The following is a 24,896-nucleotide window of genomic DNA, read 5'->3' as shown; positions in this document are numbered from 1 at the left end:
GTGGAAACTTCAACTTTGTGAACATTCCTTACAAAGCGAGGGTTGTCCAAGTGCGGCAGATCGGCCCGAAAGAGGAGCGCCGCGTACTTTGGTACGCAAGCGACGAATGAGCGCCGAGGTGCCGTGCTTGGGCAAGCCGCAGCCTAGAACTGATTCAGAAAACGCATATCGCCCGTCATGAGCGTTCTGAGGTCCGGCAGATCGTAGCGCAGTGCCGCGACGCGCTCGGCGCCAATACCAAAGGCGAAGCCGGTGTACTTCTCGGGGTCGATGCCGCAGTTGATCAGGACGTTGGGGTCGACCATGCCGCAGCCCAGAATCTCGATCCAGCCGCTGTGCTTGCAGAAGTTGCAGCCCTTGCCGCCGCACACGTGGCAGCTCACGTCCACCTCGCAGGAAGGCTCGGTGAAGGGGAAGAAGTGCGGGCGATAGCGCGTCTTGCGGTCCTCGCCAAACATGCACTTAACAAAGTAGTCGAGCGTGCCCTTAAGATCGCCAAAGGTGATACCCTCGTCGACGACCAGGCCCTCGATCTGGTTGAACTGCGGCAGGTGGCAGGCGTCGGCCGTGTCGGGACGGTAGACGGTGCCCGGGCAGATCATGTAGATGGGCGGCTTCTGCGACTCCATGGTGTGGATCTGCACGCCCGAGGTCTGGGTGCGCAGCAGCACGTCGGACTCGCCGTGAGCGTGAGCCTCGGGATGCGCGACGCTGCCGGGGTTGTTGTCGACCACATAGAACGTGTCGCGAGCCGAGCGGCTCGGATGATCCATGGGCGCGTTGAGCGCGGTGAAGTTGTAGTAGGAGGTATCGACCATGGGGCCGGACTCGACGGTGTAGCCGATGCCGCAGAAGATGTCCTCGGCCTCCTCGATGATCTGCTTGATCAGGTGCTGGTGACCGATCTGCGGACGGATGCCCGGCAGCGTGATGTCGACGGCCTCGTGCTCGAGTGCGTGCTTGAGGGCGGCGGCCTTCATCTCGGTGGTGCGCTCGTCGAGCATGCCCTCGATCAGCTGGCGCATCTCGTTGGCGCGCTTGCCCATCATGGGACGATCCTCGGGGGCGAGTTTGCCCATCATGCGCATCAGGCCGGTGATACGGCCTTTGCGACCGAGCAGCTCAACGCGCGCAGCCTCGAGCTTGGCGGCGTCATCGGCGCCTGCGACGAGCTCCTTGGCCTCTTCCTCGAGTTTGACCAGATCATCAATCAGACTCATGTCTTCCCTTTCGTCTCTCGCGCATCTCGCTTGCCGGGGCGGCTAGCACCCGATAGCTGCGGATGTGCGGCCCGGTTCGGTAACAAAAAACCGCCCTCGGGCATGTACATTGCCCAAGGACGGTTGAATTCCGCGGTACCACCTTGTTTGACCCGGCGGATGTCTGGCCCGCCGTGCCCACTCTGCGCCCCTTGTCGCGAGGCTCACGGCTTCCCTACTGGGGCTTCGCTGCCACCGGCCGCGCGCCCGTTGAGGTCGCTGCTCGGGAGTGAACGCTTGGCCCTTGCCACCGCAGGAAGGCTTGCAGCCCATGACCTTCCCTCTCTTGCCGGCGACACGGCGGGCAAAACCCTCTCCGTCAACGCATTGGGCTATAGGATAACACATTTCGCGAGCGCATCGCCGCGTTCCGTTTTGTTCGCGCTGGGTACAAGGCAAGTAGCTGTGCAAACTGGCCGTGCGCCCATCCGTGGCGCTCGGCTCGCGAGATCAAGGATATGGTATGGGAAAGAAACTCGATAAGAAGGCCAAGCCCGCAGCGGGCAAGACGCCCAAAGGCATGAAGGTCGATAAGGCCGTTAAAAAATTCCGCAAGCTCGAGGGCAAGCTGTGGACCCGCGAGTACCTGCTCAAGATTGCCGAGTTCGATGGAGCGACGATTGCTCCTGCCAACGGCGCTGCCGCCCGTGCCGACGCCATGGGCACGCTTGCCGGCGAACATCACAAGCTACTGACCAGCGAGAAGTCCGTTGAGCTCGTACGCTCGTTAGCGCGCGAGACCGTCGCCGGCGGCAAGATCGACGACCTGCAGCTGCTCGACGAGATCCGCGTGCTCGGCCGCGACCAGCGCGAAGCAAGCGTCATCCCCACCGAGGAGGCCGAGGCCTGGACCAGGCTCACCTGCGAGGCCGACGCCGTGTGGCACAAGGCCAAGACGGCCAATGACTGGGCGAGCTTTGAGCCCTATGTGGATAGAATCGTCGCCCAGCTTAAGCATCAGGCCGAGCTCATGGACCCCAAGCGCGACCCATACGATGTTTGGCTCGACCAGTACGAGCGCGGCCTTTCCACCAAGAGCTTCGATGCGTTTTGCGACGAGGTCAAGGCCACGGTCGTGCCGCTCGTGCACGCCATCGGCGAGCGCGGCCAGCAGCCCGATGCCGACTTTTTGCACGCCCGCGTGCCCGATGCCGCCCAGCGCGCCATGAGCTTTGACCTGATGAAGCTCGTCGGCCTGGACCTGAACGACACCACGCTTGCCTTTACCGAGCACCCGTTTAGCGAGGGCTTTGCCGTAGGCGACGCGCGCATCGCGACGCACATCTACGAGGACGACTGCATCTCCAACGTCTACAGCATCATCCACGAGGCGGGACACGCCATGTACGAGCTGGGCGTCAACCCCGCCTATGCGCGCACCTGCCTGGAGGGCGGCACTTCCATGGGCATCCACGAGAGCCAGAGCCGCTTTTTTGAGAACACCGTGGGTCGCAGCCGCGCCTTTATGGGCCCGCTGCTCGAGGTACTGCGCCGTCACGCGCCCGAGGTCTATGGCAGCGTGGACGAGAACACGCTCTACCGCGCCGTGAACATCGCGCAGCCGTCGTTGATCCGCACCGAGGCGGACGAGCTCACCTATCCGCTGCACGTTATGGTGCGTTACGAGATCGAGCGCATGCTGTTTGCCGGCGAGGCCACGGCCAAGGACATCCCGACGCTTTGGAATCGCTTTATGGATGAGTACCTGGGCATTCCCGTCCCCGACGACACGCACGGCTGCCTGCAGGATACGCACTGGAGCGGCGGCTCGTTTGGCTACTTCCCCACGTATGCGCTGGGCAGTGCCTACGACGCCATGTTTGTGCCGGCCATGTGCCGCGACGGCGTCGACCTCACCGGTGCCTGCGCGAGCGGCGATCTGGCGCCCGTCCGTGCCTGGCTGGGTGAGCACATTTGGCAGTGGGGCCGCGCCAAAGACGCACCGGAGCTCATCAAGGGCGCCTGCGGCATGGACTTTGACGCCCGTTACTACTGCAGCTACCTGCAGGACAAGTTCACCACGCTCTACGAGCTGTAAGGCATAACCGACACGCCAACGCAAAGGGGACGCCGCGGAACCAATCCGCAGCGTCCCCTTTCCACCTAGTCGTTTAAGAACGTCCCCAATGACTACCTTACAGAGCTTCCAGCGCGGCGGCGATGCGCTTCATGGCGGCATCGGCGGATGCTTGGTCGGGCGCCTCGGCCAGCACGCGGATAACCGACTCGGTTCCGCTCTTGCGCACGAGCACGCGGCCCTCGCCTGCCAGCGCAGCCTCGGCCTCGGCGATGGCGTTCTGCACGCCCATATTCTCGAGCGCGGCGTCCTTGTCCGCCACGTGCACGGCCACCTGCGCCTGTGGCAGCAGCTTGCACGGAGCCGTGAGCTGCGAGAGCGTCTCGCGCTCGGCACGAATCACTTCCATCACGCGCAGCGAGGTCATAATGCCGTCGCCCGTGCGCTCGATATCGCCAAAGATCGTATGGCCCGTCTGCTCGCCGCCCAGGCTGTAGCCGCCCTCGCGCATCTTGGCATACACGTGACGGTCGCCCACGCCGCTGGTCACGGCACTCAGGCCGGCAAGCTCCAACGACTTGATCAGGCCAAAGTTGCTGGCGATCGTCGGCACCACGGTACCGCCCGAGAGACGCCCGTGCTTGTTCAGGTACACACCGCACACGTACAGGATCTGGTCACCGTCGACCACGCGGCCGCGCTCGTCCACGGCCAGGCAGCGGTCGGCATCGCCATCGTAGGCAAAACCCACATCCAGGCCCTGCTCCACCACGTGGCGCTGCAGGCGCTCAATATGCGTAGAGCCGCAGTCGACATTGATGTTAAAGCCGTCGGGCGCGGCATTGATCACGCGCACATCGGCGCCCAGTGCGTCGAACACCGGCTTGGCCACCGAGGATGCCGAGCCGTTGGCGCAGTCGATACCGATCTTGACGCCCTGCAGCGAAAAGTTCGCGCTGGCGATGAGCGAAGCAATGTAGCGGTTGCGACCCTGCATGTAGTCCACCGTGGCGCCGATGTGGTTGCCCGTTGCCAGCGGCACCTCGCTCTTGCCATCGATATAGTCCTCGATGAGCTCCAGTACGTCCTCGTCCATCTTAAAGCCGTCACTGTTGACGAGCTTAATGCCGTTATCGCAAAACGGATTGTGGCTCGCGCTGATCATGATGCCGCAATCGAAGCAGCCTTCCACAGTCTGATGCGCTACGCCCGGCGTGGGGATCACGTGCAGCATATAGGCGTCCGCACCGCTCGCGACCAGACCGCTCACCAGCGCCGCCTCGAACATATAACTCGAGCGACGCGTGTCCTTGCCCACGATCACGCGTGCCTTGCGCTCGCGGTTGGCGCCGTAATACCAGCCCACAAAACGGCCAATCTTATAAGCGTGCTCTACCGTCAGCCCAACGTTGGCCTCACCGCGAAAGCCGTCGGTGCCAAAGTACTTCATGCGCTCTCCTTACAAAATAGGGGCGAACAGATTGCCTGTCCGCCCCAAAATGGTACTCGATTATCTGCGCTACCAGAAAAACCCTACGCCGACGCGCTGTCGCGAGCCGCCTGGCATGTAGGAGTCTGACGCAGCGTAAGCGGCTTGTCCCCCGCCTCGGCCGACGTGGTCAGCGTATACGTGATCGTCGTCGTCTCGCCAGCATGCAGGTCAACGGTGCCCGAATAGAAGGGGATTCCATGCCACGTGGCGGCGCCAAGACCAAACTGGGTGCCCTCAACCGTAAGGTCACTGATGTTGCCGCCCGTCGGGGCAAACAACGAGACATTCAGGCGTTCGTCGTCACGCGCGGCATCGGATGCGCTCGCCGCAACGTAGTCGGGCAGCTTGCCTGCCTCCTCCTGCGTCATGATGTTCGTCAGAGTAACGGTGATGCGATACGAGCACGTGCCGTCGCCGTTCTTGATGCCCTGGCCAATCTGCGTGTCGGCGTTCAGATACCAGTCGAGCTTGGAGAAGCTCAGGTTGTTAAAGTAAACGCCGGCAACGGGATCGGCACTCGGATCATCCGGATCGGGCAGCGAAGCGTCAATGCCCGTCTCTTTGATGGCATTCTGCTCATCATCGTTTCTCATCCAAGCAATCAGACGGCCCTCTTCGGCACCGCGCTCGAATGCACCGACAAGCTTTGTAACGTCGACGTCACCGATGCCACCGAGAATCTTGTCGAAGGCGGCGCTGGCAACAGCCGCAAAGATGCCGTCCGATTCCTCGACCGGATAGTTCCAATACACATCGTGCATGAGAACCTTCGCCGCGTTGGTACCGTCGACGACCGTACCATCAGGCAGCGAGACATTACCGACAAGGCCCAGCAGGTACTGCAAGAACACCGGATCGATGCCGACGACGCCATCAACGTCCTGCCCATACTGGGACTTCCACAGCGCGGCGACACGCTGCGAGTTGCGGGGCCAATCAGGCGAATAGGTATTGCCCGAGTTGTACAGGTTGCTGTGGTTGCCGAACAGCGCCTCATCCTCTTCGTCGACGCTCTCGACTGCCTCATCCTCGCTGAGTCCAATGCGGGGAACAAACTCGCCAATCGACATCTGGCCGTCGGTGACCGAAATCAGGCCCTGCGAACCGCCAAAGCCGCCGCAGGCACGAATCTCGACGTTGTTCATGGCGTACACAAGGTAGTTGCGCGTCTGGCCGTTGGCGCCGAGCATCTGGGGAAGGACGGGGGCGACCTTCTCCGCCGCGTCAACCGCGCCGTTGAGGGTGGCAAAGCCGTCCTTGGCCTTATCGACCAGCTCAGTCACCTGGGAAATATGAGTATCGCCAATGCCCTGGATCTTCTCGTTGGCGCTCTTGAACACCTTCGAGCTGCTGGAAAGCGAATCGGCGACCGCCTGCAGCGCGGATACGTTAATCATACCGTCCTGGAACAGCTTGCCGGGCGTGGCCTGCGAAAGGTTATCGGCCATGGGAACCAGCGCGTTGCTCGAGACATCGGACAGGGCATCAATCATGGTGCGGGCTGCGTTGATGTCACTGCCATACACCGGGATAAACGAAGCCGCCGTCCACAGCGGGCTCGAAGTCTCCGCCTTCATGCTGTTACAGAGCTCATCGATCTTCTTCGCGTCGTCAGGCAGCGTCGAAAAATCGCCCGACGTGACCTTGTCCTTAAGGCCACCGACAATCTCGACAGCCTCCTTCGCTTCGCTCTTTACGGTCTTTGCCGAGTTAAGCAGCATAAAGCCGCTTGCGCCAAGCGCAACGAGAAGCACCGCAACTACAGCGGCAATAATGGCGCCGGTGTGACGCTTTTTGCGCTCGCCCTTGCGATGGCGATGACGGACCAGACCGTCAGAGGTCGAACTCGACGAAGCGTCGCTACCGTAGTTCAAACCAAAATCGTAATAATCTTCCTTGGAACCCGAGCCCGCAAACTCGGCACCGCTATCATCCAGGCGGGCGAACGTGCCAGTCTCGGAGGCGCCGGTGTAAATCGTGCCAAGGTTACCCGTAAGCCCCGCGCCACCGGCAGAGGGAGTATTGTTGTCGGCCTTGCCGGCATTAACGTTGCCGGCGGCATTCGCGGCGTTGGCAGCACCTGCGTTGTTCGCAGGTACCGAAGGAGCCCCGCTCGGCTGCGACGCGGAGGTTGCACCGCCCACGAAGACATTCCCTCTTGCACGGCCGGTCTTTTTTGCCTTTTGAGACTGCTCGTACAGAGCGGTAAACATCGCCGTCTCGCCCGGGGACACGCGCTTACCGGAACCGCCCTGTCCAGCGCCGCCCGGCGTGCCGGCCTTACCAGCCCCGTTCGGACGCGGCGGAACTGCAGGACGGCCGCTATCGCTGCCCTTAAAGTGATTACCAGCCATAAAGAAATCCTCGCAATTGAGTCGCAATGAAAAAGTCCATAACGTTACTAGTTTATGGCATTTTGAGCATCGACAGCTAAACTCCAGACACGGACATCAATTGGCGAAAATGCGGCACAACACCTTTTCTGTCTTGGCGGCGGCGTCAACTACACCGTAAGGAACATCATCACGATGATCATGGCAAAGCCGATAAGGTCGGTCGGCAAAAACACCGTACCCAGCATCACGGCGCTGGTGATGGTCGCCGAAACCGGCTCCACAGTTCCGATGAGGCTCGCACGCACCGAGCCGATGTCCTTAACGCCCTGCATATAGAGCATGTAAGCAAAAAACGAGCCGATAACCACGAACACCGCGAGCGCCTCGACGCCGGCGGCATCAAGCGCCGGCATATGCGCCCAGGGCTGCACGAAGACGCACGAGACCACGCCCGCCGTGAGCATTGCCGAGCCCGTGACGATGGGGCTACCGTATTCGGGCAGGATCTTGGCGGGAATCACCGCCATACACGCGGCGCTGACCGCACACATAAGACCTGCTGCCAGGCCAAGCGGCGAGATATTCAGGCTGGTGGGGTCGCCGCCGGTGGCGATTAAAAAGGTTCCGCCCAGAGCCAAGCCAATGCCGATGACTTCGCGAGTACGCGGCATGCGGCGATCGGTTACGCAGGTGTAGCCCATGATGATAACGAGCTGCAGGCACTGGAGCACCGTCGCGGTTCCGGCGTTCGTCAGGCGCACGGCCGATAGATAGCAAAACTGGTTGAACAGCAGGCCAAAGGCGGTAAAGAGCAGCAGCTGTTTGCGATCGGCGGGTGTGGTCCAGAGCTTAACCAGGCGCTCGCGGTCGCGCGTAACAACCACGGCCATAAAGAGTAGACCGGCGAGAATCTGACGCACGCTCATAAGCCACAAGGTGTCGACGTGGTAGGTATCGAACAGAAAGCTCGCGCTGGTGCCCGAGAAGCCCCAAAACGAACCGCCCACCAGCGTAGCCAAGACGCCTGTGATCATCTTGCGCGTCGAAGCGTTGTTCAGGCGGTCGCGCCATGCGCGACGGGTGTTGCGGCTGAGCTCGTCGGTGCCCTCGGGCACATCAATGTTCGATATATCGGTCATCGGCACCGAAGCCCCTGCGCCTTCGACCTGCTCGACACACTCTTTGCTCATTCCACTCCCCCGAAACAGCCTGGAAACAATTCGGCTTACCTTACCATGGCGAAGGCACCAGTTGGAGGCTTGTCCGCTTATCGGTAGGACAATTCCGCAGGCGTCTTTCCATAGCTCGATACCGCAATGGCCTTGCATTATGCGACAGCCAAATCGCGGCAGCAGGCTCTTTTGAAATGGATATGACAAAGCCCCCGAATTCCACAATGTAAGCGATTTTTAAAAATGTTCTTGCCACCGAGTTCAGGCTCCGTTATATTATCCCTTGCGCGCTTGCGCACCCTTGATCGGGCGTTTAGCTCAGGGGGAGAGCGCTTCCCTGACACGGAAGAGGTCAGAAGTTCAAATCTTCTAACGCCCACCAAATGTTCGCAGTTCAGAGGCTATGTCCTCTGGGCTGTTTTGTTTTATGTCGCCAAATCCGCCGGCAGTTCCAACCGCCCAACTAGCCAAAAGCCGACCATCTACTAGCCGATATATCCATCGGCATAACCAATCAGTCCGCACCGCAACTTCTCAGCAAAACGCCGCGATGTCTGCGCCCTGCGGTATCCTTGGGCCACTTGCACCTGCAGCACCAAGGAGCCGCCATGCGCACCGAGCTCGATGTCCCCTTTTCGCACAAAGAAGAAGCCAAGGCGCTGGGCGCCAAATGGGACCGGACCAAGAAGGTCTGGTATGTACCCAGCGGCGTCAACCCCGAGCCCTTTGCCGAGTGGCTGCCCGGTGTTGACCGATCCGACCCCTCAGCGCCGTATATATATCTAGTACTGGGCAAGCGCGAGTGCTGGAAGTGTCACAAAGAGACCTCGGTCGCGGCCTTCGGCATTCCCTATCGAACCGATAACGACGAGAGCGTCGCCATCGCGCACGCGCCCAACGAAGCCGGGCACATTGCCATCGACACGGCCAACGCCAACGCACTCGCCATCGTGCCCGCTCTTGGCTGCGTGCCGGGCGAGATCCGCGACTACCTTCATAAGCGCTGCGGCTACAAGTCCGTAGGCGCGCGAGCCTCCAAAGCCCCGTCGCTCGGCAACACGTGCACCAGTTGCGACGCGCTGCAAGGCAGCCGCCATCTGTTCGAGGAGCCCTCGTCCCCGTTTGCCCTCACTGCCATCAACAAGCTGCCGGCACTGGAGTTTATACGCGTCGAAGTTGCCGGCGTCTTTGGCCTCCCAGCCACACGCACCGACTTTGACCAGGCGCTCTTTACCTGGGCACAAGACCATCACGCCGAGTTCCACAAGCAACTCGGTGAGGGGATTTATTTGTAGAGACGGAGAGGCCTTCACAGTCAGCTCCTCCGCATCACCTATCCCTCGTCGCCGACGTCGTACACGATATCGAGGCCGCAAACAGGGCATTTCTCCGGATACACCGGCATATGAACGCCCGTCCGTTTTCTCACTTCGTCGCTGAGTCTGTCGCGCGCATCGATGAACCGAATGTCGAGACACTGTATTTGCGAGCCACAGCAAGGGCAGGTGACGACAAACGACCCGCAATCAACCTCTACGCTCGGAAACATATTGTTGTCTATAAGGGCACACGGCAGTTTTCCGTACTTCCCAATCGCAATATCGCCTCGCCAGCTCATACACGCTCCCCTCTCGCTATACAAAACAGGAAGAGCATGCACCGGCGGGCATGCGCGAGATTGCATCGCCACGCGATCCGATCAAACAACACGATCGTCAAAGAATGCCAAAGCCAAATACGCTAATACGGCAGAAGCCCCGCCTTTTCACGCTTCTTTTCCGAGCGATCGAACTCAATGCGATGGGCCTCAAGAAACACCGTATTGGGTCGCCACTGACGCTCATTCGGCTGCCTTAGCGTCGCACCCGCAAAGGAAGCGTAGCCGGTCTTATCCAGCAGGTACGATCCGCACAGCCGATATTCGCCGCAAACAGGCTCAAACGAAATCAGATGAGCATCGAATAAAGCATGTAAGTCGCGCCGAAGCAGAATGCCGTTGCTGGCAACCTGCGATTTGGGTCCCGAGTAATTCTCGATATGTGCAGCCTCCAGAGCTTCGCTGACGCCGCAGTCCGACACCGCGCAACGGCCATCATAGGCGGCAACGAGCTGCTTGCGGAACCATTGCTGCCCCAATCGCTCGCGCCTTAACGCATAGCGGACCTTTTCGTCGTCGGTCGTACCCTGTCCGGCAAACTCAATATCGACGGGCATGTGCTTCAGATAGCTCATGTCGGGCGCAAAACGGGGGTCCGGTCCGCCTTTATGAACAGGACCGTGCAGAACAAACCATCCGTTTTCGGGCTCGAACCGTTCAACAAACGCAAGGCCGAGCACCTTGTAGCCCACCTCGGTTGCAAATATGACTCCGACTGGAACGCCACATTCCATGCAGTTGAGCATTTTACGGTTGTAATTCTGGTCTCGAGAACCAACGGCGCCTGGCGCTTGGACCGAATACTTAATGACCCACGTACCATCGTCCAAATAGAGCGGAGGTACATCGGTGTAGAAGCTCTTTTTAGAGTTATGGACCGAAAGCGCAAAGATCTTATTGGGATCTTGCTTCACCCGATCCTGGCCCGGCCAGAAGATCCCTGAATCCCGCGTTACGGGAAAGAAGTCCGAGCCAATTCTCAAACGATACTGATACTGAGGGCTATCTTCCTTGGTGTGGTGCGGAAGGCTGGTCCAAACGCCGCCGCGCTGTTCCTCACCCAGAAACCACTCCCATGCCTCAACGTATTCGGAAGGCACGAGACTGCAGGCGCGGTCATAGCTTGGTCCATCCATCAACGGAAGAGCAAGGTCAATGTCGTTCATCGCCAGCACCTACAACCATACGAACGCGAGTCATGCCACTCAATAATATGGCCGAGAGTCAATTATTACGAGATCTCATTCCGCGATCGGCACATCGTTGATGCTCTCGGTTTGCCGCTGGCGCGTTTGTACCCCGCTGCCCCACTTCCCTGTATACTGATGTAGCACGTGTTTCATCCGGGCTTGTTGGACCGGGTCGTTCATGGGAGGGTCTTATGGCTGTTTCGAATCCGCCTAAGGGGAGCGTTTCTTCTTCGTCCATCAAGCCGGTTACGCGCAAGGCCGTGCGCTGCCAGCGCGAGGTCGCTTGGCTTGTCACGCAGGCGGCGGGCAGGCTTGTGGCGACCACTCAGGACGTCAATGCGCCTACACCGAGCTTTGTGTTAGCAGCGGCGCTGGATTTTGTGCGCCAATTGGAGCTTGCCGAACAGGATGCCAACGGCCACCTCGACTACCAGAATGTTATGGCGCCCGACCTGCAAACGTTCTGCCACATGGCCAAGTTGCCCGCCGCGCCCAATGCGCTTTCGGACGCAGGCTACATGTTTACGCTTTCGGGCGCGGACCTTATCCGCGACATCTATGCATACTGCAGCGAGCTCGCCGAGCGCCACGTCTTTGACGCGGCAGAAGTCAAACCGGGATATGTCATCAAGCTGGTTCTTAGGCTGTTCTTGATGGACGGGTTCGGGGCCATGCCGGCGTAAGCCGAGTCTTCAGCATCACCGTCGACTGAGCAACAACCGCTTTACCTTAGTGGGCGCCAATTGAGGGTCGATTATTGGGTCGCCTCGTCCACTAACGCATTTATTCCACGCGCTCTGACAGTCGATACTTGCGGTTGCGGCTCGTCGCCGGCGCCGTGGGCTCAAGCTCGCCTTGAGCAATGAGCGCGTTGACGCGCGACCTAACCTGGGAAATTGTAAGCCCCGTGCGTTCTGCCAGCTCACGCGTCCCCAGCTCGCCGTAGTGTTTGAGTGCCGTCACAATTAAGCCCCCGCCATGATCGACCGGCTCGATCTTTGAACGGTAAAGTACGACCTTGAACCGATCGAACCCCGGGCAGAACAGGGGCTCGGCCAGACCATGCGCGCGCATGGCATCGATCATCATCGGGATGCCCGAGCCATTGCCCTCAGCCGGCGAACCTGCGCCATCCGGCAGCGGGACAATCGACATGAGTTTCACGAGCGTCGCGTTACGGCATCGGGAGCTGCCGTCAAACAAGTTCTCGCGAGTCTTTCCCCCGTAAAGGCCGCCAGGATTCGTCACCTCGACACGATCGTCAAAGACGTCGACGGCAATCGATTGTCCACAGGACCGATCCCCGTATTCTCGATGGATTACGGCGTTGGCGATTGCCTCGCGCAGAACCTCCTCGGGAATCTCCAGCGAGTCGACACGCGAGACGCCTTGGACGGTCGAGGTTCGCCGCAAATTCTTGGCGACGGCCGCGACAGCATCCGAAATCATCTCGCCCAACGTTCCCTCACAGATTGTGCGGTCCATGAACCTCAGCGACCCCGCCGTGCCTTTCCGGGTCCCCGCATAGACAGCCATGTCGATAAAGAGCTTGGGATAAAACTGCTGAGGGTAGGTGCCCGCAACTAGGAGTCCAGCCTTGGTGACATTGCCCTGGGAATCAAGGAAATTTAGGCGCTCCAGCTTCGTTTGTTTGTCCGGCGCGCCGCGCATTGCCCGAGGCGTCAACGAGAAAGCCCGATCTATCGTACGGTCGACCAGTGCCTCGTCAAGATCGCCTGCAACCGCGCCGGGCACTGCATCGCGATCGCTAGGACTCGTCCGCTCGTATGACGACAGTGCCAAAACCTCGGTCGACGAAAGCGGAACATCTTTGTCATCGATGCGTTTGTAGCTGCCGCCTTGAGCGCCCCGCTCTATGACATAACAAGGCTTGCTCGACGGGTCGAGCTCCTCAATTGTGATGACCAGAACCACGGTGCCCTGGAGCTCCACGCGTTCAATGGTGTATTTGGGCGGATTGGCCAGTTTTCCGCGACCGCCGGCATCACCCATGCCCGCTACGAATTGGTTGAGCACCTTCTCGGTCTCAAAGTTCTCAACCGGGACAAAGCCCGCGCGCTCGCTCACGCCGAGCACGATAATTCCGCCAGCGGTATTCGCGAATGCGCTAACCGTTTCCCATACGTCGCGGGAAAGCGTCGTGGCGCTCTCCTTGACCTCGACGTTAAGATCGTCCGAGCCCATGCGCCTTAAAGACTCGAGCAGACCGGTTAGCTCGTTTTCGTTCATCTGCATGTCCTTTCGCTCGGCCCGGCGGAGAATGCCACGAATAGATTTCCTTCGTCTCTCAGTTATCTCTCGTAATTATCTCTCATCTTTCTGCTATCTCTCATATTAGAGATAAGTGAGAGATGAAAGAAAAGATGTCTGCCATCTGTTTCATTTAAACATGTTTTTGCTGGTAGAACAATCAGTATTGAGACAACACCATGATTGCTTGTCTCTTTGCTGCTCAGTTATCTCTCGTCTTTCAGTTATCTCTCGTATTAGTGACGAATGAGAGATGAGAGATGTGCGGGCGGCGGATGAGCGTGGATTTTGGACGGTCGGGAAATGAGGGTGGATATTTGGACGGTATTTGGGCGTTTTGAGGCTGATTCCGTCCGAAAATCCACTCTCATTCGATAGGCGTCCAAGTTTCCACGCTCGCGCGGCGGGCACGCGGGGCCTTTACCCAATCCGTTGGCATCGTCTTCAGTTCGCCGCAGAACCGCAGCCCCATATGGGTATACTCACGAGGATTCGACTCGATTCGCCCCCCCCGCTGGGGCGTCAAAGGAGACTGCATATGCCCACCACCTCAACCGATCCGCGCGCTGCTGCTGCCGCGCTGCTGGTGCCCGGCACTACCTGCCACGGCTTTGCCGTCGAGCGCTGCGAGACCGTGCCCGAGCTCGACTCGGACGCCTACGTGCTGCGCCACACCGCCTCGGGCGCTCGCCTGCTGTACCTGGCGTGCGACGACGAAAACAAGGCCTTTGCCATTGGCTTTAAGACGCCGCCGGCCGATTCCACCGGCGTGTTCCATATTCTTGAGCACTCGGTGCTGTGCGGATCGGCCAAGTTTCCCGTCAAGGAGCCGTTCGTGGACCTGATCAAGAGCTCCATGCAGACGTTCCTCAACGCCATGACCTACCCCGACAAGACCATCTACCCCGTTGCCACCACCAACGAGCAGGATCTGTACAACCTGATGGACGTGTATCTGGACGCAGTGTTCAACCCGACCATCTATACCAAGCCCACCATTTTTGAGCAGGAGAGCTGGCACTACGAGCTGGACCTGCCGGAGGACGCCGAGGTCGACAGCAGCTCCGCGAGCCTGCGCGAGGGCACGCTGCGCTATAACGGCGTGGTGTTCAACGAGATGAAAGGTGCGCTGTCCGACCCCATGAGTGTGCTGGACGATGCCGTCAACGCCGCGCTCTATCCCGACACCGCCTATGCACACGAGAGCGGTGGCGACCCGCGCGCGATTCCCGCGCTCACCTACGAGCAGTTCCTGGACACGCACGCGCGCCACTACAATCCTTCCAACTCTTATATAACGCTCTACGGCGACCTAGATGTGGACCGCGCACTGGCCTTTTTGGACGAGCGTTATCTGTCGCAGCCGAGTGCCGCGAGCCGCCGCATGGACGCTGCCGTCGCCGCCGGCGAGGACCCGTCCACGCTGGCGCCCAATCCGCTGGGCGTGCAGGCACCCGTGACCTGCGAGTACAAGCGCGTCGAGATGGCCACTACACCCGAGAACGCCCTGGTGGGCCTGGGCCTGGTGCTGGGCAGCGCGCTCGACCGCAAACGCACGATCGCGGCGGATATCCTGTTCGAGGTGCTACTGGGCTCCAACGAAGCGCCGGTTAAGAAGGCCATTCTGTCCGCCGGCCTGGGCGGCAACGTGGTGAGCTACACCGCGGCCGAAAGCCTGCAGCCCTACGAGCTCATCATGCTGCAAAACGCGCAGCCCGGCGTGGCGCACGAGCTGCGCCGCGTGTTCCAGGACGCCTGCCGCGACCTATACGAGCATGGCGTTCCGCGCGAGCGCCTGGAAGCCATCATCAGCAGCAACGAATACGACCTGCGCCAGCGCGACTACGGTATCGCCGACGGCGTGGCCATTGCGTGCGACGCGCTGAGCACGTGGCTCTACGATGACGACGCTGCGACGCTGGCGCTCAAGTACGGCCCGGTGTACGAGGAGCTGCGTAGCGAGCTGGACGGCAGCTATTTTGAGGACCTGCTGCGCGAGCTGGTGCTGCAGAACAATCACATGGCACTGGTCGAGCTGGTGCCGGTGGACGCCGCCGAGGGTTCGGAGGGTGCCGAGGCCGCCGAGCTGGCAGCCAAGCGCGATGCCATGACCGATGCCGAGCTGGCCGACGTGGTCGAGCGCACGGCCGCGCTGCGTGCCGCGCAGGAGGCAGAAGACACGCCCGAGGCCAAGGCCACGCTGCCGCGCCTGCGCGTGTCCGACATTGGCGAGGCGCGCTCCGAGCCGCCGCTGGTCGTAGACACGACCGCGCCCATCCCCTGCCTGCGCCACGGCATCCCCACCAACCGTCTGGCCTACGCCATGCAGTATTTCGACCTGAGCTGCGTCGCGTTTGAAGACCTGCCCTACGTGACGCTGCTCTGCCGCCTGTTCAAACAGCTGCCCACGAGCGAGCACTCGGCCGAGGAACTCGACAACTTGCTTGCCGGCAAGCTGGGCTTTTTGAGCTTTACGACCGAGGTCATGACCCAGCCCGACGTGGACGGCGTGCGCCCCTATCTGCTGGTGAGCGCCGGCGCCCTGTCCGAGAAGATCGATGCGCTGGCGAGCCTGCCGCGCGAGGTGTGGTCGAACACGCTGCTGGCGGATGCCGACGCCGACCGCGTCCGCGACGTGCTCACACAGATTCGCATTGGGCTTGAACAGGGCTTTATCAACAACGGCCACTCGGCGGCGCTCGGTCGCGCGATGAGTTACAGCTCGCCTTCGGCCGTGGTGCGCGAGCAGCTTTCGGGCGTTGATTTCTATCTGTTCCTGCGTGATTTGCTCGAACACTTTGACGAGCGCCTGGACGGCCTGCGCGCCAAGCTTACCGAGCTGGCAGGTCGTATCTTTGTGGCCGACGACTGCCTGGCGAGCTTTACCGGCAGCGATGAGGACTTTGACGCGTACTGGAATGCTGCGGGCGACCTGGGGCTGGGCGCGGGTGCGGCGGGCATTGCCGGCAACGACGCGCTCGTGGTGCCGACGCCGCGCGACCGCCACGAAGCCTTTGTCATCCCCAGCGACATCTGCTTTGCGGCGAGCGCGTGCGATCCGCGTCGCTTGGGGCTCGAAGTGACGGGCGCCTGGGCGGTTGCTGCCAACGCACTCTCCTACGACTACCTGTGGAACGAGATCCGCGTGAAGGGCGGCGCGTACGGCTGCGGATTCCGCGCGGCCGGCGAGCGTCAGGCGGCGTTCTACACCTACCGCGACCCGGCAATCGACCCCTCGATTGAGCGCGTGGCGCGCGCAGGCGAATGGCTCGGCAGCTTTGAACCCGACAAGGCCGCCTTTGAGGGCTTTATCGTGAGCTGTGTGAGCGGCATGGACGCGCCGGTGAAGCCCTACGCGCTCACCAAGCGCCGCAACACGACCTACCTGGCCGGGCTCGATCCGCACGCCCGCGAGGAGCGCCGCGCCCAGATGCTCGCCGCCACGCCCAGTGAGCTGCGCTCGCTCGGCGCCGACGTGACGCGCATCGCAGCCGAATCGCCCACCTGCGTCTTTGGCGGCCGCGAAGTCATCGCCAAGAGCAACGCCGGCTTTAACGTCGTCGACCTGATGGGCTAACGCACAGCAAAGGTAGATTTTTGGGACATGCCTGAAAATCTACCTTTTTCTTTTGCCGCAGTCTGCCGGTTTGTCTCGATCTGTAACGCTAAGACGGCAATATTAGCTCCAGATGTTACAAATCGAGACGTTTTTGGATGACGCCGGCCCTTTGTCTCAATCTGTAACATCTAGGTCCGATTTTGCCGAGCTACTGTTACAGATCGAGACAAACCGCCGCGAACACCTGCTCTTCGTCAAAACCCACGAAGGTGTCCATGAACTGCCCCCCCCCTGCGATGGTTTGTGTGATGGTTTGGGTGTTTGCCCAGATAAAACTTGCCAAAATAAACCTGTCCCTTTTTGGTAGGTTTGCTAGAGGAGGCTGGGATGGACAAGGCTGAGTTGCGGCGGGCGGCGATTGCTCGGCGCGATGCTCTTGATTTGGATGTGCGGGCGGCAAAGTCCGCTGATATCTGCGTGCGGCTCGTTGAGCTACTGGGCCGCTCGGATCCCGCAGCCCCGCACACCGTTGCCGTCTATGCCGCGATGGGTTCCGAAGTCGACCCTGCCGTGTTTGCCGCTGCAGCCGCCAAACACGGCTGGCGCGTGGCCTATCCGTGCATGTTCTCGGCAATCGATGCCGCAGCTTGTGGCCAGCGCATGTGCATGCGGGCAGTTGCTGTCGACGATGCGTCCGCAGCTCCGTTTGTCGACCACCCCACGCGAGCCTTCGCGGCCATGGACATCGACAGCAGCCGCTTCCCTATCGTGCCTGCCGAAGCTCTCGACATGGTCGTCGTGCCGCTCGTAGCCTTCGACCGCGCCGGCGCGCGCCTGGGCTACGGCGGCGGCTGCTATGACCGCTACCTGCCCATGCTCTCACCCGCATGTCAAATCGTCGGCATCGCCTTTGACGAGCAGCGTGTCGACCACGTTCCCACCGACGTCCACGACCTGCCGCTACCCAACATCATCAGCGCCTAACGGCTGGCGCACCTCCCGACGGCCTAGTGCTCCTCGCCGGCGCGGGCCAGGTCGTAGGGCGTGGTCTGGTAGACGTAGTAGTTGAGCCAGTTGGTATAGAGCAGCTGAGCCTGGCTGCGCCAGACGTTGCGCGGCTCGGCGGTGGGGTCGTCGCCCGGGAAGTAATGCGCCGGCACCTGGGGGTTGAGCCCACGCTTCACGTCGCGCTCGTACTCCAGGCGCAGCGTGTCGGTATCGTACTCGGGATGGCCAAAGACAAAGAAGCGACGGCTGTCGGTCGACTTGACGATGTACAGGCCTACCTCGTCAGACACGGCCACGACCTCAAGCTGCGGCTCGGCCTCCACGTCCTCGCGGCGCACATCGGTGTTGCGCGAATGCACGGCATAGAAACGGTCGTCAAAGCCGCGGACCAGCGGGCTTTGCGGCTTCACCAGATAATGCTCGAACACGCCACTCGCCTTTGCCGGCAGGTCGTACTTCTGGATACCGTAATGATGGTACAGGCCGGCCTGTGCTCCCCAACAAATGTGCAGCGTGGAGTGCACGTGCGTGGTGGACCAATCCATGATCTGGCAGAGCTCGGGCCAGTAGTCGACCTCCTCAAACGGCATCTGCTCCACCGGCGCGCCCGTGATGATCAGGCCGTCGTAGTGGATGTCGCGGATGTCGTCGAACGTACGGTAGAACGTCTCCAGGTGGCCGGCGCTCACGTGCGTGGCCTCGTGCGTTTTGGTGCGCAGCAGGTCCACCTCCACCTGCAGCGGCGTGTTGGAGAGCTTGCGCATGATCTGCGTCTCGGTGGCGATCTTGGTGGGCATGAGGTTGAGGATGAGCACGCGCAGTGGACGGATGTCCTGGTGCAGCGCGCGGTACTCGGTCATGACAAAGATGTTCTCGCTCTCGAGCTGCGCAGCGGCAGGGAGGGCGTCGGGGATGCGAATGGGCATGGATGCTCCTTATGAGTCAGTTGCAGCTATGGTACAACGACCGGCCCCATCCGCGCGAGCACATCGCCCAGCGATGCCGTCAGCGGCCCAAATCACTCCAAAAGTAGAGATTAAGGCATGTCCCAAAAATCTACGGCGCTTTAGTCTAGCAAAGTGGCAGCTGGACGCTACAATGGTTCGACGCAAAAAACTCGGCCGGAAGGATACTCATATGTACCAGACGCGTAAGATCGGTGTGGTCGGCCAGGGCCACGTAGGAGCACATGTCGCCAACAGCCTGCTCATGCAGGGCATTGCCGATGAGCTGTACCTGTGCGATATCAACGAGGCCAAGGTGACGTCCGAGGTCCAAGACCTGCGCGACTCCCTTTCGTTTGTCCCGTACAACACCAAGATCGTCAACTGCTACGACCACTACGAGGAGCTGGCCTGCTGCGACGTCATCGTCAACGCCGCCGGCAAGGTCGCGCTGGCCGCCGGCAACCGCGACGGCGAGCTGTTCTTTACCACCGACGCCGCCCGCACCTTTGCCAAGCGCATCGTCGACGCCGGCTTTGACGGTATCTTCGTGAACATCTCCAACCCCTGTGACGTCGTATGCACCGAGCTGTGGCACCTGACCGGCTACGATCCCAAGAAGATCATCGGCTCGGGCTGCGGCCTGGACTCCGCCCGCCTGCGCACCGAGATCTCCAAGAAGGTCGGCGTGAGCCCCAAGTCCATCGACGCCTACATGATCGGCGAGCACGGCTTTAGCCAGCTGGCCGCCTTTAAGGCCGCGACCATCGCCGGCAAGAGCCTCAACGAGCTTCAGGCCGAGAACCCCGACAAGTACGCCTTCGACCACATGGAGGTCGAGGAGCTCGCGCGTAAGGGCGGCTATGTGACCTACCAGGGCAAGCAGTGCACCGAGTACGCCGTCGCCAACTCCGCCGCGCGCGTCTGCGCCGCCGTGCTGCATAACGAGCACGCCGTGCTTTCGGCCTCTACGCTCATGACCGGCCAGTATGGCGAGGAGGGCATCTTCACATCCCTGCCGTGCGTGATCGGCGCCGAGGGCGTCGAGGAGGTCTACACGCTCGACCTGTCCGAATACGAGCTCGAGGGCTTCCACAAGAGCTGCCAGCACATTCGCGACAACATCGCCCAGCTCGACTGGTGGGACGCCGAAGGCGTCGTCGGCAAGTAGGCCGTCAATCGCCGAAATCTCGCGAATCTAAGCGCGATACCAAGCGGGCCGCGCCGGAAATCCCCGGCGCGGCCCGCTTTTTTGACTCACACAGTGCCCTTGCAAATCGAAGGTGAATACTTTTCTGCGAAGTGAACGAGCAAGAACGAGCCCCCGAAGCATCGACACTTTTCAGACGCCGTTTCCTGCGGTTTCGTCGAGGTTTTCCTGCGGTTTTGCCGCCAAAAAGTGTGAATGCTTCGGGGGTCCAAAATAGGTCGTTCACTTCGCAGAAAAGTATTCACCTTCGTTTTCGCGCGGACACGAATCCGGCCGCCACAACGCAAAACGGGGTCCACGCGCAGCGCAAACCCCGTCAAAAAAGATAATTCCCGGTGCCTAGTACTGCTCGATACCCATGTAGCGACGGACCTCAGGGCTGTGGTCGAACACCTTGCCGCGGGCGGCGCGCAGCTCGCAGCTCATGTTGTAGAAGAAGATCGGCTCCAAGAACGAACGCACGCTGGCAGGCACGTCGCCCACGCCGTACTCGAGCGCATCGAGTACCATGACCGTATCGGTGTGCGTGTTGAGGAACGCGAGCGCACGCTCCTCCATGGGGCGGCACTCGCCCGATCCGAGCTGTACAAAGTAAAACACGCCGGGCTCGGTGGCTTCGAACGGGCCGTGGAAGTACTCGCCGGAGTGGATGTAGCAGCAGTGCTGCCACTGCATCTCCATGAGCGAGCAGATGGCCATGGCGTAGGTCTGGCTAAAGTTGGGGCCGGATCCCAGGATATAGAAGAACTTATGCTGCTGGCAGAGCTCGGCAAAGCGATCGCCCAGCTCGGCGTTGACCTTCTCGCGGGCAGCGGGCAGCAGCGCATCCATCTGCTTAAGGCCGGCGTACATGTCGGCAAGCGCCTCGTAGCCCTCCTGCTGGTCGAGCAGTTCGGCGGCAATCAGAGCACCGATACCCTGCGGCACCTCGGCCTGCGGCACGCCTTCGCCCCACGGATAGACCCAGGTGGTCCACTTGCCGTTATCGATCTTGGAGCCTTCGCAGTCGGTCATGGCCACGACCTCGGCGCCGGCTGCCAGCGCCATCTCGCAGCCGTCGACGACCTCCTGCGTGTTGCCGCTGTGGCTGCAGGCAATGACGAGCGACTTCTCGCCAAGACTCTTGGGAGCCATCAGGCAAAACTCGCGCGCCGTGTAGACCGTCGAGGTAAACGTGGTTGCCTCGCGCTTGAGCAGCTCGTTGGCCGGCATCAGGTCGATCATCGAACCGCCACAAGCAATCCAAAAGACATTCTCGATCTTGCCCTTGCGCTCGATGATTTCCTGAATTAGATCGCGTGCGTTCATGGTGATGCTCCTCCTTGTGTGGCGGTTTTGAACGACGGCAGCTCTTACCTGCGGTCGTTCTATGTTGTCCTATTTATAGCACGCACGACGACACCCGTGAAGTCATTTCACCAAACTTGTTCTATATTGTTCTATCTGTGGACGTTAGATGTCGAACACGTAGCGCGAGCCCACGATCTTTTGGCGTCCGAGCAGCAAGGGCCGCCCGTCCGCATCGGTAAAGTATGCCTCCATATAGAAGAGCGGCTCGCCGACCGGCACCTCCAGCAGCGAGGCCGACTGAGCATCGGCAAGCGCAATCTCCACAGTACAGGGGTCGGACTTGAGCGGCGCACGGCCCGAATGCTCGGCAACGAGTGCAAAGATGGAATTGTCCGTGAGGTCCTTGTCGGCAAGCGTCTGCAGATAGGGATGGTCGGCCAGCACAAAGGCGTTGTTCTCGAGCATGACGGGCACGCCGTCTGCCGTGCGCACGCGCTCGACAACGATGAGCTCGCAGCCGGGTTCCACCCCAAAAAACGCCGCGTCCTCGCGCGTCGCCGCAACCACCGTGCGCGACACCAGGCGTGCTCCGGCCACCATGTCGTTGGCAGCGCAACCTTCGGAAAAGCTCTGGACGTCACCCTTCTGGACAATCTTGCGCTTGAGCTTGGGCGCGCACACAAACGTGCCCCTCCCCTGCTGGCGGCTGAGATACCCCGCGCGCGATAGTTCCTCGATAGCGCGGCGCACGGTGATGCGTCCCACGCCGTAGTACTTCGCGAGCTCCATCTCGGAAGGAATGCGCGAGCCGGATGCGTACACGCCACGCGCGATCTCGCCCTTTAGGTCATCCATAACCTGCTGGTACAGCGGCACGGCGGACACCTCAGTGCGCTCGGTTTTATCGTCGGATGCCATCGTTATGCTCCATTCCGTGCATGTTCGGACTCAAACTCTTCAATCGCCGCCATAAACTGCTCGCCAAAGGCGTCGGCCTTTTTCTCGCCGATACCGCTGACCTGGATAAGCTCGTCGCGCGTCTGCGGGCGTAGGCGGCACAGACCGCGCAGAGCCTTGTCGGAAAAGACCATGTACGGCGCCATCTCCAGCTCGGTCGAGATCTCCTTGCGCAGGGCACGCAGGCGCTCGAACAGCTCGGCATCGTCACCCACACGCGGGCGCTGATCCAGCTCGGCCTCCTCGCGCAGCAGATCCACCGCACGGCGGGCGCGGGCCGAGGCCTTGCGCTTGGACGCGCGACGCTTAACGGTAAAGGCAAACGTCTCGTCCTCGACCTCGCCAGCGCGCGGGCCAAGCCCCACGACCGGGTACTGCCCCTGCGAGGTGGCCAAATAACCGCGGCCGCACAGCTGGCCGATGATGTCCTTGATGCGCCCGACCGATTCGCTCGACAGCTCACCGTAGCCGCGGTCCTCGTCCAGATGCATCTGGCGAATGCGCTCGGTGTTGCCGCCGTGGAGCACATCGGCGATGAGCGACTTGCCAAAGCGCATGGGACGCGTGGCCACATAGCGCACGGCAGCGCGGGCCATATCGGTGACGTCCTCGACCTCGAACTGCGTGAGGCAGTTGCTGCAGTTGCCGCAGCTCTCGACGTCGTCCGTGGCGGTGCCGCCCGTACTGGCCGCGGCATGCTCGGCCGCGGCCTCGTCGCCAAAGTAGCGCAGCATGTATTCGCGCAGGCAGCCGGTGGTATTGCAGTAGCCCTCCATCTGGCTGAGCAGACGATATCGATTCTGGAGCGCCCACGCGCGCTGCTCGTCGTCGAGCGCCTCATCGGCAGCATCGCCGCGGTCGATCAGAAAGCGGCGCATGCGAAAATCGTTGCCGTTCCACAGCAAGTAGCAGCTGGCCGGGTCGCCATCGCGGCCGGCGCGGCCCGCCTCCTGGTAGTAGGCTTCGATGCTCTCGGGCACGTTGTTGTGGATCACGTAGCGCACGTTGGGCTTGTCGATGCCCATGCCAAAGGCGTTGGTGGCAACCATCACCTGGATATCGTCGTCGATAAAGGCGCGCTGGCTTTGGCGACGGGCGTCGTTGCCCATGCCGGCATGGTAGCGGCCAACGCGAATGCCGCTGGGGCCCAGTGCCTCGGCAAGCTCGCCCGCCAGCGCATCAACTGTCTTGCGGGTCGAACAATACACGATGCCGCTCTCGCTCGAATGCGCGATCGCGTAGTCGCGCACCCAGGCAGTCTTGGCCTTGTCGCCCATCTCCTCGCAACCAAAGTAGAGGTTCTTGCGATCGAAGCCCGTCACTACCGTCGCGGGGTTTTGCAGGCCAAGCATCTGCTGAATGTCCGCGCGCACACGCTCGGTCGCCGTAGCGGTAAAGGCCGCCACGATGGGGCGCTGCGGCAGGGAATCGATGAACTCACGAATCTGCAGATAGGCGGGGCGGAAATCCTGGCCCCATTGGCTCACGCAGTGGGCCTCGTCAATGGCCACGAGCGGCACGCCAATGCCGCCGTCCGCCGCGGCCTCCCGCGCAAATGCCAAAAAACGCGGCTCGAGCAAGCGCTCGGGCGCCACGTACATAAGCTGGTAGCGGCCCTCGCGCGCTCGCTTGAGCACGGTGTTTTGCTGGGCCGGAGTAAGGCTGGAGTTGAGATAGCTGGGTCGCGCACCCGCCGCGAGCAACGCACGGGTCTGGTCCTCCATAAGCGACAGCAGCGGACTCACCACAAAGGTGATGCCGGGCAGCATGAGCGCGGGCACCTGGTAGCAAATGGACTTGCCGGCGCCCGTGGGCATAACACCCAGCGCATCGCGACCGGCAAGAATCGCATCGACCATGCGGTCCTGCCCCGGGCGAAACGAGGTGTAGCCAAAATAGGCGCCGAGCGTGTCGAGCGCCATCTGCTGCATGCTATCGGTCATGGTTTCCTAACGTCCAAGTCATCTGCCGCCGATTATACGCCGCCACGCGGACAGCAGCACACGGCCGCCGCCCAGACTAGTCGTTTAAGAACGCCCCCAACGGCTAAGGAGTGTCCCCAGGTGCCGGCAGAGACGATATGAGCAGGACATAAAAACATTGAGAGCCCCTGCTGCATGAAAGACCGCGGATCAGGCCGACAATGGTGAGTGTCTAATCCAACCGCGGCGGCCACGCCGCATTCATGGAAGGGGCTCCCATGCTCGATACTACCACCTTCATCGGCCTCGACGTCCACGCCCGCTCGATAAAGGCCGTCTCCCTCGACGTCATGACCGGGGAGGTGCGCTGCGCGACCTTCGGCTACGACGCCGGCGCCGTCGCGGAGTGGGTGCGGTCCGTGGACCCAAAGGCCAGGTGCGTGTACGAGTCCGGGGTCACGGGCTTCGACCTGCAGAAGAGGCTCTCCGGCCTGGGGGTCGACTGCGTGGTCGGCGCCGTCTCGAAGATGATCAAGCCCAGCGCGGACAGGCGCAGGAAGAACGACCGCAACGACGCCGAGTTCCTCGCCCGCATGCTGTCGGTCGGCAACG

At 61.3% G+C, this 24,896-nt stretch carries 17 protein-coding genes, 1 tRNA gene and 1 pseudogene; 8 read left to right on the top strand and 11 right to left on the bottom strand.

The genetic code is table 11. The features are described from left to right. Positions 1-143 precede the first annotated feature (143 nt). Positions 144-1,220, bottom strand: a complete 1,077-nt coding sequence (gene pheS, locus AAAV44_RS01525; protein WP_035136801.1) for a phenylalanine--tRNA ligase subunit alpha — start codon at positions 1,218-1,220, stop codon at positions 144-146. A 502-nt stretch (positions 1,221-1,722) separates the two neighbouring features. Between pheS and AAAV44_RS01520 the strand changes: the two genes are divergently transcribed. Then, positions 1,723-3,297, top strand: coding sequence for a carboxypeptidase M32 (locus AAAV44_RS01520; RefSeq protein WP_349114203.1), 1,575 nt, complete (start codon positions 1,723-1,725; stop codon positions 3,295-3,297). A 97-nt stretch (positions 3,298-3,394) separates the two neighbouring features. Here the strand turns inward: AAAV44_RS01520 and glmM are convergent, their stop codons facing one another. The 3 genes from glmM to AAAV44_RS01505 form a co-directional block, all read right to left on the bottom strand. Continuing rightward, the gene (gene glmM / locus AAAV44_RS01515) at positions 3,395-4,726 is read right to left on the bottom strand and encodes a phosphoglucosamine mutase (RefSeq protein WP_195521317.1); all 1,332 of its coding nucleotides are present in this window, start codon (positions 4,724-4,726) and stop codon (positions 3,395-3,397) included. An 83-nt stretch (positions 4,727-4,809) separates the two neighbouring features. Then, a complete protein-coding gene (locus AAAV44_RS01510; RefSeq protein WP_349114201.1) occupies positions 4,810-7,122 on the bottom strand; it encodes a DUF4012 domain-containing protein in 2,313 nt (770 codons plus the stop codon). Positions 7,123-7,271: 149 nt separating this feature from the next. Continuing rightward, positions 7,272-8,294 carry an EamA family transporter gene (locus AAAV44_RS01505; protein ID WP_349114199.1) on the bottom strand — a complete coding sequence of 341 codons (1,023 nt, stop codon included), beginning with the start codon at positions 8,292-8,294 and terminating at the stop codon, positions 7,272-7,274. A gap of 289 nt (positions 8,295-8,583) precedes the next feature. On the opposite strand from AAAV44_RS01505, the gene AAAV44_RS01500 reads away from it, so the two are divergent. Together AAAV44_RS01500 and AAAV44_RS01495 are read left to right on the top strand one after the other, a co-directional pair. After that, positions 8,584-8,658: transfer RNA gene (locus AAAV44_RS01500), tRNA-Val, on the top strand. A 226-nt stretch (positions 8,659-8,884) separates the two neighbouring features. Then, a complete protein-coding gene (locus AAAV44_RS01495; protein WP_349114198.1) occupies positions 8,885-9,571 on the top strand; it encodes a DUF5710 domain-containing protein in 687 nt (228 codons plus the stop codon). 445 nt (positions 9,572-10,016) lie between these two features. Here the strand turns inward: AAAV44_RS01495 and AAAV44_RS01490 are convergent, their stop codons facing one another. After that, positions 10,017-11,099, bottom strand: a complete 1,083-nt coding sequence (locus tag AAAV44_RS01490; protein WP_349114196.1) for an HNH endonuclease — start codon at positions 11,097-11,099, stop codon at positions 10,017-10,019. A gap of 215 nt (positions 11,100-11,314) precedes the next feature. On the opposite strand from AAAV44_RS01490, the gene AAAV44_RS01485 reads away from it, so the two are divergent. Beyond that, positions 11,315-11,806 (top strand): hypothetical protein, encoded by a 492-nt coding sequence (locus AAAV44_RS01485; protein WP_349114194.1) that lies wholly within the window; start codon positions 11,315-11,317, stop codon positions 11,804-11,806. 100 nt (positions 11,807-11,906) lie between these two features. On the opposite strand, the gene AAAV44_RS01480 is transcribed toward AAAV44_RS01485, so the two are convergent. Then, complete coding sequence (locus AAAV44_RS01480; RefSeq protein ID WP_349114192.1) at positions 11,907-13,373, bottom strand: ATP-binding protein; 1,467 nt, start codon at positions 13,371-13,373, stop codon at positions 11,907-11,909. Positions 13,374-13,932: 559 nt separating this feature from the next. Between AAAV44_RS01480 and AAAV44_RS01475 the strand changes: the two genes are divergently transcribed. Beyond that, positions 13,933-16,971 carry an insulinase family protein gene (locus AAAV44_RS01475; protein ID WP_349114191.1) on the top strand — a complete coding sequence of 1,013 codons (3,039 nt, stop codon included), beginning with the start codon at positions 13,933-13,935 and terminating at the stop codon, positions 16,969-16,971. Between the two features lie 196 nt (positions 16,972-17,167). Here the strand turns inward: AAAV44_RS01475 and AAAV44_RS01470 are convergent, their stop codons facing one another. Beyond that, positions 17,168-17,296, bottom strand: a complete 129-nt coding sequence (locus AAAV44_RS01470; RefSeq protein WP_349114190.1) for a hypothetical protein — start codon at positions 17,294-17,296, stop codon at positions 17,168-17,170. 44 nt (positions 17,297-17,340) lie between these two features. On the opposite strand from AAAV44_RS01470, the gene AAAV44_RS01465 reads away from it, so the two are divergent. Next, positions 17,341-17,937 carry a 5-formyltetrahydrofolate cyclo-ligase gene (locus AAAV44_RS01465; RefSeq protein ID WP_349114189.1) on the top strand — a complete coding sequence of 199 codons (597 nt, stop codon included), beginning with the start codon at positions 17,341-17,343 and terminating at the stop codon, positions 17,935-17,937. A gap of 23 nt (positions 17,938-17,960) precedes the next feature. On the opposite strand, the gene metA is transcribed toward AAAV44_RS01465, so the two are convergent. Continuing rightward, positions 17,961-18,887: a homoserine O-succinyltransferase gene (gene metA, locus AAAV44_RS01460; protein WP_117629029.1), complete on the bottom strand. Its 927-nt coding sequence runs from the start codon at positions 18,885-18,887 to the stop codon at positions 17,961-17,963. Between the two features lie 211 nt (positions 18,888-19,098). Between metA and AAAV44_RS01455 the strand changes: the two genes are divergently transcribed. Then, positions 19,099-20,076 carry an L-lactate dehydrogenase gene (locus AAAV44_RS01455; RefSeq protein ID WP_349114187.1) on the top strand — a complete coding sequence of 326 codons (978 nt, stop codon included), beginning with the start codon at positions 19,099-19,101 and terminating at the stop codon, positions 20,074-20,076. 378 nt (positions 20,077-20,454) lie between these two features. Here AAAV44_RS01455 and AAAV44_RS01450 read toward each other — a convergent pair whose 3' ends face one another. The 3 genes from AAAV44_RS01450 to AAAV44_RS01440 all read right to left on the bottom strand — a co-directional run bounded on the left by AAAV44_RS01450 (position 20,455) and on the right by AAAV44_RS01440 (position 24,305). After that, positions 20,455-21,423, bottom strand: coding sequence for an SIS domain-containing protein (locus tag AAAV44_RS01450; protein ID WP_349114185.1), 969 nt, complete (start codon positions 21,421-21,423; stop codon positions 20,455-20,457). Between the two features lie 144 nt (positions 21,424-21,567). Then, positions 21,568-22,323 (bottom strand): GntR family transcriptional regulator, encoded by a 756-nt coding sequence (locus tag AAAV44_RS01445; protein WP_349114183.1) that lies wholly within the window; start codon positions 22,321-22,323, stop codon positions 21,568-21,570. Positions 22,324-22,325: 2 nt separating this feature from the next. After that, complete coding sequence (locus AAAV44_RS01440) at positions 22,326-24,305, bottom strand: ATP-dependent DNA helicase RecQ (protein WP_349114181.1); 1,980 nt, start codon at positions 24,303-24,305, stop codon at positions 22,326-22,328. A 257-nt stretch (positions 24,306-24,562) separates the two neighbouring features. Between AAAV44_RS01440 and AAAV44_RS01435 the strand changes: the two are divergent. Beyond that, a pseudogene (locus AAAV44_RS01435) lies at positions 24,563-24,896 on the top strand (IS110 family transposase); the annotation flags it as partial.

The sequence above is a fragment of the Collinsella sp. CLA-AP-H1 genome, assembly GCF_040092945.1.
GTDB lineage: Bacteria > Actinomycetota > Coriobacteriia > Coriobacteriales > Coriobacteriaceae > Collinsella.
Note: the sequence above shows the minus strand (reverse complement) of the source record. Positions and strands in the feature narration are given on the sequence as shown.

Coding starts and splice junctions, on each gene's coding strand:
- AAAV44_RS01495 (WP_349114198.1), top strand. CDS start 8,885: ATGCGCACCGAGCTCGATGTCCCCTTTTCGCACAAAGAAGAAGCCAAG.
- AAAV44_RS01455 (WP_349114187.1), top strand. CDS start 19,099: ATGTACCAGACGCGTAAGATCGGTGTGGTCGGCCAGGGCCACGTAGGA.
- AAAV44_RS01505 (WP_349114199.1), bottom strand. CDS start 8,294: ATGAGCAAAGAGTGTGTCGAGCAGGTCGAAGGCGCAGGGGCTTCGGTG.
- AAAV44_RS01445 (WP_349114183.1), bottom strand. CDS start 22,323: ATGGCATCCGACGATAAAACCGAGCGCACTGAGGTGTCCGCCGTGCCG.
- AAAV44_RS01465 (WP_349114189.1), top strand. CDS start 17,341: ATGGACAAGGCTGAGTTGCGGCGGGCGGCGATTGCTCGGCGCGATGCT.
- AAAV44_RS01490 (WP_349114196.1), bottom strand. CDS start 11,099: ATGAACGACATTGACCTTGCTCTTCCGTTGATGGATGGACCAAGCTAT.
- AAAV44_RS01450 (WP_349114185.1), bottom strand. CDS start 21,423: ATGAACGCACGCGATCTAATTCAGGAAATCATCGAGCGCAAGGGCAAG.
- AAAV44_RS01520 (WP_349114203.1), top strand. CDS start 1,723: ATGGGAAAGAAACTCGATAAGAAGGCCAAGCCCGCAGCGGGCAAGACG.
- AAAV44_RS01440 (WP_349114181.1), bottom strand. CDS start 24,305: ATGACCGATAGCATGCAGCAGATGGCGCTCGACACGCTCGGCGCCTAT.
- metA (WP_117629029.1), bottom strand. CDS start 18,887: ATGCCCATTCGCATCCCCGACGCCCTCCCTGCCGCTGCGCAGCTCGAG.
- AAAV44_RS01510 (WP_349114201.1), bottom strand. CDS start 7,122: ATGGCTGGTAATCACTTTAAGGGCAGCGATAGCGGCCGTCCTGCAGTT.
- AAAV44_RS01475 (WP_349114191.1), top strand. CDS start 13,933: ATGCCCACCACCTCAACCGATCCGCGCGCTGCTGCTGCCGCGCTGCTG.
- AAAV44_RS01485 (WP_349114194.1), top strand. CDS start 11,315: ATGGCTGTTTCGAATCCGCCTAAGGGGAGCGTTTCTTCTTCGTCCATC.
- pheS (WP_035136801.1), bottom strand. CDS start 1,220: ATGAGTCTGATTGATGATCTGGTCAAACTCGAGGAAGAGGCCAAGGAG.
- glmM (WP_195521317.1), bottom strand. CDS start 4,726: ATGAAGTACTTTGGCACCGACGGCTTTCGCGGTGAGGCCAACGTTGGG.
- AAAV44_RS01480 (WP_349114192.1), bottom strand. CDS start 13,373: ATGAACGAAAACGAGCTAACCGGTCTGCTCGAGTCTTTAAGGCGCATG.